The organism is Amycolatopsis sp. NPDC004368 (assembly GCF_053602515.1).
In genome coordinates this window covers 60,165-70,077 of the sequence record NZ_JBSGDT010000040.1, presented here as the reverse complement: position 1 = coordinate 70,077, position 9,913 = coordinate 60,165, and the positions used below count along the sequence as shown (strand labels likewise).

Sequence of the window (9,913 nt, the reverse complement as noted above, 5' to 3'; positions counted from 1 at the left end):
CGCAACCGCCACTGCCACCCCAAACGCCACTTCGCCGTCAACTCCAAGATCCGCCGCCCCGATTACCTACCCAACGTTGCTTGATACGGCACTAGCCTCGCGGACAGGCCGGCGAACGCCCACGGCCACCCGTTGCCCGCTCACCACGAGGACTCAGCATGAAAGCCATCATCGTCAAGGACCCCGCCGCCGGGGTCGAAGGGTTGACCCTGACCGACCGCCCGGCCCCGCACGCCGCGGAGAACGACGTCATCGTGCGAGTGCACGCGGCCGGCTTCACCTCCGGCGAGCTGCAGTGGCCGGGCACCTGGACCGACCGGGCGGGCCGTGACCGCACACCCAGCGTGCCCGGTCACGAGCTGTCAGGTGTCGTCACCGAGCTCGGCTACGGCACCACCGGGCTCACCGTCGGGCAGCGCGTGTTCGGGCTCGCCGACTGGACCCGCGACGGGTCGCTCGCCGAGTTCACCGCCGTCGAAGCCCGCAACCTCGCACCGCTGCCGGCCGACGTCGACCACACCGTCGGTGCCGCGTTGCCGGTCTCCGGGCTGACCGCGTGGCAGGCGTTGTTCGACCACGGCCGGCTCGAGGCGGGGCAGACCGTGCTGATCCACGGCGCCGCCGGAGGGGTCGGCTCGCTCGCGGTGCAGCTGGCGAAGCGAGCGGGCGCGACCGTGATCGGCACGGGCCGCGCCGGCAATCGTGAGGTCGCCCTCGACCTGGGCGCCGACGCGTTCGTCGACCTGGAGAACGAGCGGCTGGAAGACGTCGGCGAGGTCGACGTGGTTCTCGACGTGTTCGGCGAGGAGATCGGCGTGCGCTCCGCAGGGCTGGTGCGAGCGGGTGGCACGCTCGTCACCATCGCCGCCCCGCCGGAGGTCGAGCCGCGGTACGGGCGGTCGGTCTTCTTCGTCGTGGAAGCCGACCGGGCCCGCCTGGCCGAGCTGGTCGCGCTCGTGCGTGAAGGCAGCCTTCGCGTGCCGATCGGGTCCCGCCATTCCCTGGCCGAGGCACCGAAGGCCTTCGCCTCCGGACGGCAAGGCGGCGGGAAGCCGATCGTCGTCGTCCACGAGTCGTAGGCGTCGAAGTCACGGAAGCGGCCGGCCGGGTCGCCGCACATCGTTACCCGGTCGTCCGGTCCCACTCTGGTGGCGGCCTCAACAGGAAGCCACCCGGTTCATCGACAACGGCCTCGAGGAACCGCTCGCCACGGAAGTCTGATCGACCGGCCTCGCCGGCGTCGCGGGGTCGTGGACCACGCCCCGGTGCCGGCCGAAGGCTGACGCAAAGGCGAGAGCAGACGAGGGCGGCCGCCGAATCGGCATCCGCCCTCGTCTGCGATGGCTGCGCTCCCGAGCAAGATGGCCACTGTCGCCCTTACCGGGCAGTCGGTAACCTGACTGACCTCTGCGACGCGGCAGGAGGCGGCACGGTGCGACGGGGCCTCGGGCTCAAGGTACGGGCAATCAGTGCGGTGACGGCGTTGGTGGCGGTGGTTGCGGCCTGCGGGTCCTCGCCGCCGGCTCCTTCGGCTCCGGAGAGTGGTTCCGCCGCCCCGGTCAGCGGCACGATGATCGTGAACGGGGCCGGCACGCTGGCCAAACCGTTCACCGCCGTGATCGCGGCGTTCAAGGCGCAGAACCCGGACGTCACGGTGCAGTCGCGGTTCGCCGGCAGCGTCGAGGTGGTGCGGGGCATCACCGAGCTCCACAATCCGGTAGACGTGCTGGGTGTGGCGGACTACTCGCTGATCCCGTCGAAGATGTACGGCACGAACGGCGGCACGCAGTTCGCGAACTGGTTCGTCGGGTTCGCCGCCAATCGCATCACCTTCGCCTACACCGACCGGAGCAAGGGCGCCGCGGGTCTCACGGCGGACAACTGGCCCCAGGTGCTCGCGCAGCCGGGGGTGCGGATCGGGCGGTCCAATCCGGACACCGACCCGTCGGGCTACCAGACGATGCAGATGCTCGCGCTGGCGCAGAACCACTACCACCAGCCGAACCTCTCGGCCGAGGTGCTCGCGAACTCTCCGCCGGAGACCATGGTCGGCACCGAGACGCAGCTGTTGCCGGCCGTGTCGTCCGGGCAGATCGACTACCTCGGGATCTACCGGTCCGACGCGTTGCAGCACCACCTGAAGTTCCTGGATCTGCCCGCACAGATCGACCTGTCCGACCCGGCGCTGGCCGCGACCTACGCGACGGTCAGCGTGCCCACGTCGTCCGGGCCGCGGACGGGCAAACCGATCGTGTACGCGCTGACCGTGCCCACCAACGCACCGAACTCCGCCGCGGGGCTGAGGTTCGTGGAGTTCGTGCTCTCCCCGGCGGGCCGGAAGATCATGAGCGACAACGGGTTCACGGTGGTCGACCCGGCGGTCGCGGGCGTCGCGAACGGCGCGCAACTGCCCGCGTCGGTGAAGCCGCTGACCGTCCCGGCCAAGCTGCCCGGGTCCTGAATGAGCGACATGGCCGAACACGGGCGGTGGAGCGCGGTCCGGGTGTCGCGCGGGCTGTTTCCGGCGCTGCTGTGGGGCGCCGGCGGGGTGCTGATCGGGTTCATCCTGCTGCCCGTGCTCGGCCTGCTCACCGCCACTTCACCCGGCGGCCTCCGCGCCGCGGCGGCCGATGGCGAGATCCGCGACGCCCTGCTGCTGAGCGTCCAGGACGCCGCGATCACCGCCGTGGTCGCCACCGTGCTCGGCGTCCCGCTGGCCTACCTGCTCGCGAGACGCCGCTTCCCCGGGCACGCGCTCGTCCAGGCGATCGTGGACCTGCCGCTGGCCGTCCCGCACACCGTCGCCGGGATCGCCCTGCTGTTCGTGTTCGGCCGCACCGGCTGGCTCGGCACTCCCCTGCTGGCCACCGGGTTGTCGTTCTACGGCACGCAGGCCGGGATCATCGTCGCGATGCTGTTCGTGAGCGCGCCGTTCGCCGTCAACAGCGCACGCGTCGCGTTCGAAGCCCTCGACCCGAACGTCGAACGCGCCGCCCGGAGCCTTGGCGCCTCACCGGGCCAGACCTTCCGGCGCGTCAGCCTCCCGCTGGCCTGGCGCGGAATCTTCACCGGCGCCGTGCTCGTGTACGCGCGATCGATCAGCGAGTTCGGCGCCGTCGTCATCCTCGCCTACTACCCGGCCACGGCGCCCGTCACGATCTACAACCTGTTCCTCTCGGCCGGCCTCGCCGAATCCGCGTCCGCGGCGGTGCTGCTCCTGCTCGTCGCCCTCGCGACGTTCCTGGTGCTGCGCACCCTCGCCTCGGGCCGGCTCGTCGCGGGGACCACCCGCGCCCGGTGGTGACCGGTGCTCACCGTGTCCGACCTGCACACCGGGGCGGGATCCTTCCGGCTCGGCCCCGTCGACCTCACCGTTTCCCCGGGCCGCGCCCTGATCGTGCTCGGGCCGTCCGGCGCGGGCAAGAGCATGCTGCTCGACACCATCGCCGGGTTCCGCACCCCCCGCAGCGGCCGCGTGCACCTCGACGGCCACGACCTCACCGGCCTTCCCCCCGACCGGCGCCGCATCGGCGTGGTCTTCCAGGACGCCGCGCTGTTCACCCACCTGTCGGTCGGTGACAACGTCGGCTTCGCCCCCGCACTGCGCAGACGCCGGCGCGACCCGGAGATCGGGGAACTGCTCGACCGGTTCGGCATCGCCCACCTCGCCCACCGCGCACCCCGCTCCCTCAGCGGCGGCGAACGGCAACGCGTCGCGCTGGCCCGCGCCCTCGCCGCCCGACCGGCCGCGCTCCTGCTGGACGAACCCCTCTCCGCGCTCGACCAGCCCGTCCGGGAGGAACTGCGCGAAGTCCTGCGGACGACGCTGCAGGATCTCGCCGTGCCCGCCATCCACGTCACCCACGACCGCGACGAAGCGCTCCGCCTCGCCGACGACCTGGCCATCCTCGACGCCGGCACCCTCTGCCAGACCGGCCCGGCCGACGAGCTGACCCGCCGTCCCACCCACGCGGTCACCGCACGTCTGCTCGGCTGGACCGCGCTCGGCCCCGCCCGCCACGACTCCGCCGGCCTGCGGGTCGGCGAGCTGCCGATCGACTCCGCGGTCCTCGGCGACGGCACGAAGCGGGGAACCGTGTACTACCGCCCGGAAGAAGTCCTCCTCGACAGTCCGGACCGGCGTTCGACCCCCGCGCTCCGAGCACGCGCCCGGGTCCTCGAAGTGGTCCGGACCGTCCCCCTCGCCCGGGTCCTGCTCGGCACCACACCACCACTGACCGCGCTCGTGCTGCACCGTGACCTCTACGGTCTCGGCGGCGACGTGGAGGTCGCGGTGCCTCGTGACGCGCTGCGCATCCTCGAACCCGCACCACGTTCACCCTAGGTCGCGCGCGGGCCGGCGCCGCATCAATCCTGTCGCCCCCGCCTCTCACGGGCGATGCCGCAGCCACGCATTGCTGCCCACGGTGGCGGGTGGACCGACGTGGCGACGCCGCGCCCCGCCACCGGGCGCCGTCGCGCGTCTCGACGAACTGCCTGCCCGAGAGGGTCAGCACCGTTCGGTGTCCGTCGTGGCCGGGCACCTCGAACTCGACGCCAGGCAGCGGGTCCACGGGCGGTGTCGAGCGGGCAGCGGTGTGCGCCTCCGTGGGTCGCGGCCGAAGCGCCGAACGTCGTGCCGTGCACTCACCTTTCCGGCCCGGCGATCCCACGCCGAGCACCGGGCCGAGAACCCTGCTGCCCACCACACCGCGAAGCGAGCCGTGGCGAGACTAGGGAACGGCGTCGGCTGACCGCGACGTGTTGGCGGGTCGAGTAGCCGGAAGTGCTACCTCGCAGTTCGCCTCCCGACCATGACCGAGCTCGATCGGATCGAAGGCCGCGCTCAGCCCGGCGGGGCACCGCCGTGGCGGTGTCGGGCGAGGGTGGCGCCCCAGGCGCGGGCGCGGGTGAGTTCGCCGGCCCGGAGGCGGGCTCCGTCGTCGGCCGGCTCGACGAAGAAACTCGCCGCCGGGACCACCGGCGGGTGGCCTAGGCGGGTGAAGGCCTTGCCGGCGCCTCGCGCGGCGGAGCCGGAGAGCCAGTGCGGTTTGCCGACCCGGATGTCGAAGGCGGCCGTGGCGGTTCCCGGTGGCAGGACCTGGAAACCCGCCAGCCACTCGCGAAGGCCGGGTTCGTGCGTCCCGCCCGCGGTGGCCGGCTTGGGCGGACGGCTCAGTCCGTGGACGTGCGTCGGTGCGCCCACCACGAGCAGGTCGAACCCCGAGAGGTCGTGGGGTGCTTCGTCGACCGGCACCACGTCCGCCGCGCCCAGCCCGTCTGCCACGGCGCGGGCGACTTCCTCGGTGTTGCCGGACAGGGGCTCGTAAACGATCAGCGCGCGCATGGCTTCTCCTTTCGCGAGGCGCTCGGGTCAAGAATGCGCGCTTTCCCGTTCACGGGGAAACACTCCCGTCGCCATTTCGCGACGCGGGCGGGCAGTCCGGCCCCCGAGAGCCGTTCTGCCCGCGCCACCGGGTCGTCGGTCCCCCGGCACGGGTCCCGTGCGCCGGCCTCGACGAGGACCGAAGGCTCTTGGTCCCGCTGTGGCGAAACCGTCAAGATCGAGCCATGCGGACCCGCGACATCATGAGCTCACCGGCGATCGCGGTGACCCCCGACGCGTCGCCGGCCGAGGCCGCGGCGCTCATGGCACGACGAGGGTTCACCACCTTGCCGGTGGTGGACCACGCGGCCCGGCTCGTGGGGCTGGTCAGCGAAGCGGATCTCGTCCGGCCCGGCTTTCCCGGCGAGCCGCCCGGTGCCGGGGACCCGGACACCGGCGTGGTGCTCGGTGGGCACCGCACGGTGGCCTCGGTGATGCACGCCCCGGCGGCGGTCGCCACACCCGGGCTCGATGCGTTCGACCTCGCCCGCCTCATGGCCGAGGCGGGGGTCCGCGTGCTGCCCGTGGTCGAGGACGGTTCGCTGGTCGGCATGGTGTCGTTCCGGGACGTGCTCAGGGCCTGGCCCCGTCCGTCCTCTTAGGACCGCGGGCGGATCACGGCAACGACGCGCCGGGCGCCCGCACGCTCGTCACGTCCGCGACCGGCCGGCGGGCCGTCCCGCGCACCGGCAAGCCGTGGCCCACGCGCACCAACGCGTGCGGCTGCCCGATTCCGCTGAAGAGGTCGAGCAGGTGCTGCCGGGTTCCGCGGGCTTCGAAGGGCTGCGAGACGAAGGAAGTGGCCAGCCCCTCCGCGGTCGCCGTCAGCAGCACACGCTGGACGACCAGCCCGGCACGCACCTCGGCCGCCGGTCCGCGGTCGCGGGTGAGCACGGCCGCCAGCACGGGGTCCTGTTCGAACTCGCGCGGTGCGACCGCGGGGTTTTCGTGCGACGAACGCAGCGGCAGGACCGGCGGGACCTCCGGCGGCGGTCCGAACGCGGCCGTGGGCACGCCATCGGGGCTGTCGGGAGCACGACCCGTCCACCGCGCGGACTCCGCCTTGAAGCCGGCGTCCGAAGCCTGCTCGGCCTCGGCGCGCCGCACGAGCGCGGTCACCTGCGGGTAGCGGCCCGAGGCGTCGAGGAACTCCACCACACCGCCCTCGGTCAGCGCGGCGGCCTTGAGGCGCGCGCGCATCGCGGGCGACACGGGCCGCGCGGACATCGGGCGGCGGTTGGTGTGGCGGCGCCAGACGGCGTCGACGAGGCGGTGGTCCGTCGCGGGTGGCCGCTCCTCGTCGGTGAACCGCACCACGGCGAGCAGATCCGGCTCGGCCGGATCGGGCATGATCCGCATCGACGTGCCGAACCCGTTGGCCCGCAACAGGAGCAGCAGGTTGCCGGCCGCCGCGCCGCACGAGAGCCGGGCCTCGCGCGCGGCCGGGTCGGCGATGCCGAGGACGCGGTCGCGATCCAGCCACACCTCGATGAGCGGCCCGGCCACGACGAACCGCCACGGCTGCGTGTTGTGCGGCGAAGGCGCACGCGTCGCCGCCGACAAGGCCTGTTCGACGACGGGGGAAAGCGAGGTGCTCATCGTGGTCTCCTGCTCGGGTGGGTCACTCCGCGCAGCGCGGCAGGGACCCGGGGAGGTCACCGGGTTCCAGGTCGGTGAGGGACCGGCGCGGCGACGGCGGCACCGCGGCCTCCGGGTGGCCGTAGCGGAAGATCACCTGCGGCAGCCCCGGCAGCTCGAGCCGTTCGACGAGCAGCTCGCGAAAGCCGTGCAGGTGCAGGGGCTGCGTCAGCACGGCCCCGGCGAGCCCGCGTGCCGTGGCCTCCAGCCACACCCGGGCGCACGCGGCGCCCGCGGCCACGTGCTCGCGCCGGCTGTCGCCCTCGGTGCACAGGATCAGCAGGTTCTCGGCTTCGAGCCGGGCAGCCAGGTGCGCGTCGTCCGGCACCGGCGTATCGCGGCGCACCAGCCCGGCCGCCGGCAGGCAGTCGTGGCCGAGCGCGGCCTCGGGCACCCCGTCGGTGGCACCGAGTGCGTGCGGCCCAAGGGTCCGCGCCGTCCACGTCACCAGTTCCCGCTGGTAGGCCGGATCGGCCCGGAAGACGCGCGTGGCGAACCCCAGCATCGTGCCCAGCTCGGTCCGGTGCGCGGGCACCACCACCCGCACGCCCGGCTCGGCACCCGCCGCGGCCACCGCCCGGCGGTCCGGTCCGGACACCGGCACGGCCTTGAACCACCGCCGGTGGCTGCGGCGCCGGCCGATGGCGTGGTAGCGCGCCAGTTCGTCGTGACCGGGACTCGCGTCCGGCTGCGCGTGCACCGTCGCGACGACGATGCCCTCCTCGGCGTGCGTCGTGGCGGCCGACCGGCACAGCACCCGGACCGCCAGCTGCAGGTGCGCCAGCGCGGCACCGCAGGACAGCACCCGGTCCCGCCCTTCCGGGTCGTGGCTGGGCAACACCACACCGGTGCGCTCGACGAGATCGACGTCCGTGACGTGCACGCGCAGGTCCCACGGCTGGGTGTTGTGCACGGACGGTGCCCGGCTCACGGCGCGGTCGAGCACCGCGATCTCGGAGGGGGCCAGCGCCGTCGCCGGGGCCGAGGTCATCATCTTCCACTCCTTGAACCCGGAGTCGAGCGCTCCGGGTTTTCATCGTCTCCACCGCCGACACCCCGTGCTGGGGCCCAAAGTCACCACCCGGGCGGCAGACGTCCCAGGGCGGCAGCGTCGTCGGGCCGGCTACCCCCGGTGCACCGGCGCGGTCCACTCGACCCGCACACCCCGCCCCGGCACGGAATCCACCACGCAGGTGCCCCCGACGGCCTCCGCGCGGTCGCGCAGGTTGTCCAGCCCGCTCGGCGAGATCTCCTGCGGCAAACCGGTTCCGTCGTCGGTGACCGACACGGTGATCGCGGCGTCCCGGAAGGACACCGAGATGGTCAACGTCGAGGCGCCCGAGTGCCGTACCGCATTGCTCACCGCCTCGCGCACCACGGCCTCCACGTGCTCGGCCAGCTGCGGCGCGACGGTGTCCAGCGGGCCCGCCATGCTCACGGTCGGGTGCACGGGCGCGTCGTCGGTCAGTTCGGCGATCGCGTCGTGCAACCGGTGACGCAGCCGGGTTTCACCGGCCAGACCGCCGTGCAGGTCGAAGATCGCCGTGCGGATCTCGTGCACGATCTCCTGCGTCTGGTCGATGCTTTCCTGCAGGCGCCGCTGCGCATCCGGGTCCCGCGCCCGGCGCTGCGTGCTCTTGAGCGCCAGCCCGACCGCGAACAACCGCTGGATCACGTGGTCGTGCAGGTCGCGCGCGATGCGGTCGCGATCGGACAGCACGTCGAGCTCCCGCGCGGCACGCTGCCGGGCGGCCAGCTGCAACGCCAGGGCGGCCTGGTCGGCGAACGAGGCCACCACCGGCAGCTGCGCCGTCTCGAACGCCGGCGATCCCGCTTCCCGCATCGCGATCAGCACACCGGACGTGCGGTCCCCGGCCCGCAGCGGCACGACCAGCGCCGGGCCGTAGCGGTGGCCCGGCGCGAGGTCCAGCTCCGGCACCCGGCGTGGCGTGCGGTCCCGGTACACCGACCCCGCCACGGTGGCGGCCACGTCGATCCGCAGTCCGGTGAGCAGCTCCGCGGTCCCGCCGACGCACACCGACACCGTCAGCTCGTCGGGTTCGGTGTCGCTCTCCTCGTCCGAGTCGAGGCGGCCCGATCCCGGCAGCGCGAGCATCGTGCCGTCCGAGCCGGTCAGCTCGAGCGCCCGTCCGGCGATCAGGTCCAGCGCGTCCACCGGGTCCGCCCCGCCCAGCAGCTCCGTGGTGATCTCCTCGGTCGCGCCCAGCCAGCGCTGCCGGATCCGCGCCTGCTCGTAGAGGTGCGCGTTCTCGATCGCGATCCCGGCGGCGGCCGCCAGTGCCTGCAGGATCACCTCGTCGTCGTCGGTGAACGCGCCCCCTCCCCGCTTCTCGGTGAGGTAGAGGTTCCCGAACACCTCCTCGCGCACCCGCACCGGAACACCGAGGAACGAGTGCATCGGCGGGTGGTGCTCGGGGAAGCCCACCGACGCGGGGTGGGCCGAGATCTCGTCCAGCCGCAACGGTTTGGCGTCGTCGATCACCAGCCCCAGCAGCCCGTGGCCCTCGGGCAGGTGCCCGATCCGCTCCCGCGTCGCCGCGTCGATCCCCAGGTAGACGAACTCGGCCAGCGCACCGCGGTCGGAGAGCACCCCGAGGGCGCCGTAACGCGCCTCCCCCAGGTCGACGGCGGCTCGCACGATCCGCCGCAACGTGGTGTCGAGCTCGAGCCCGGACGCGACCGCGAGGACGGCGTCGAGCAGGCCGTCCATCTTGTCGCGGGTCCCGATCAGCTCGTCCACGTGCTCCTGCAGGTCCCGCAACGTCTCCCGCAACCGCAGCCGTGACAGGGTGTCGGACAGCCGGCGGCCGCCCGGTCCCGGATCCGTGGCCGGCATTTCACCACCCTTCCCCGAACGCCCGCGCGGGC

9 protein-coding genes are annotated in these 9,913 nt (G+C 73.3%); 5 read left to right on the top strand and 4 right to left on the bottom strand.

Features of this window, described 5'->3' with window-relative positions; translation table 11 throughout:
* The first annotated feature begins 158 nt into the window (after positions 1-158).
* The 4 genes from ACWEOE_RS35990 (at position 159) to ACWEOE_RS35975 (ending at position 4,345) form a co-directional block, all read left to right on the top strand.
* Entirely contained in the window at positions 159-1,079 is a 921-nt protein-coding gene (locus tag ACWEOE_RS35990) for an NADP-dependent oxidoreductase (protein WP_452017236.1), read from the top strand.
* A gap of 395 nt (positions 1,080-1,474) precedes the next feature.
* On the top strand, positions 1,475-2,461 hold the full coding sequence (locus tag ACWEOE_RS35985; protein ID WP_452017234.1) for an extracellular solute-binding protein: 987 nt from the start codon (positions 1,475-1,477) through the stop codon (positions 2,459-2,461).
* A gap of 9 nt (positions 2,462-2,470) precedes the next feature.
* The gene (locus ACWEOE_RS35980; RefSeq protein WP_452017232.1) at positions 2,471-3,304 is read left to right on the top strand and encodes an ABC transporter permease; all 834 of its coding nucleotides are present in this window, start codon (positions 2,471-2,473) and stop codon (positions 3,302-3,304) included.
* 3 nt (positions 3,305-3,307) lie between these two features.
* On the top strand, positions 3,308-4,345 hold the full coding sequence (locus ACWEOE_RS35975; protein ID WP_452017230.1) for an ABC transporter ATP-binding protein: 1,038 nt from the start codon (positions 3,308-3,310) through the stop codon (positions 4,343-4,345).
* 501 nt (positions 4,346-4,846) lie between these two features.
* On the opposite strand, the gene ACWEOE_RS35970 is transcribed toward ACWEOE_RS35975, so the two are convergent.
* Positions 4,847-5,347: a flavodoxin family protein gene (locus ACWEOE_RS35970; protein ID WP_452017228.1), complete on the bottom strand. Its 501-nt coding sequence runs from the start codon at positions 5,345-5,347 to the stop codon at positions 4,847-4,849.
* A 224-nt stretch (positions 5,348-5,571) separates the two neighbouring features.
* Here ACWEOE_RS35970 and ACWEOE_RS35965 point away from each other — a divergent pair, with 224 nt between their 5' ends.
* Positions 5,572-5,988, top strand: a complete 417-nt coding sequence (locus ACWEOE_RS35965) for a CBS domain-containing protein (protein WP_452017226.1) — start codon at positions 5,572-5,574, stop codon at positions 5,986-5,988.
* Between the two features lie 13 nt (positions 5,989-6,001).
* Here ACWEOE_RS35965 and ACWEOE_RS35960 read toward each other — a convergent pair whose 3' ends face one another.
* From ACWEOE_RS35960 to ACWEOE_RS35950, 3 genes are all read right to left on the bottom strand, one after another.
* Positions 6,002-6,985 carry an Acg family FMN-binding oxidoreductase gene (locus ACWEOE_RS35960; protein WP_452017224.1) on the bottom strand — a complete coding sequence of 328 codons (984 nt, stop codon included), beginning with the start codon at positions 6,983-6,985 and terminating at the stop codon, positions 6,002-6,004.
* A 22-nt stretch (positions 6,986-7,007) separates the two neighbouring features.
* Positions 7,008-8,018: an Acg family FMN-binding oxidoreductase gene (locus ACWEOE_RS35955; RefSeq protein ID WP_452017222.1), complete on the bottom strand. Its 1,011-nt coding sequence runs from the start codon at positions 8,016-8,018 to the stop codon at positions 7,008-7,010.
* A gap of 129 nt (positions 8,019-8,147) precedes the next feature.
* Positions 8,148-9,881: a GAF domain-containing protein gene (locus ACWEOE_RS35950; protein ID WP_452017221.1), complete on the bottom strand. Its 1,734-nt coding sequence runs from the start codon at positions 9,879-9,881 to the stop codon at positions 8,148-8,150.
* Positions 9,882-9,913: the final 32 nt, after the last annotated feature.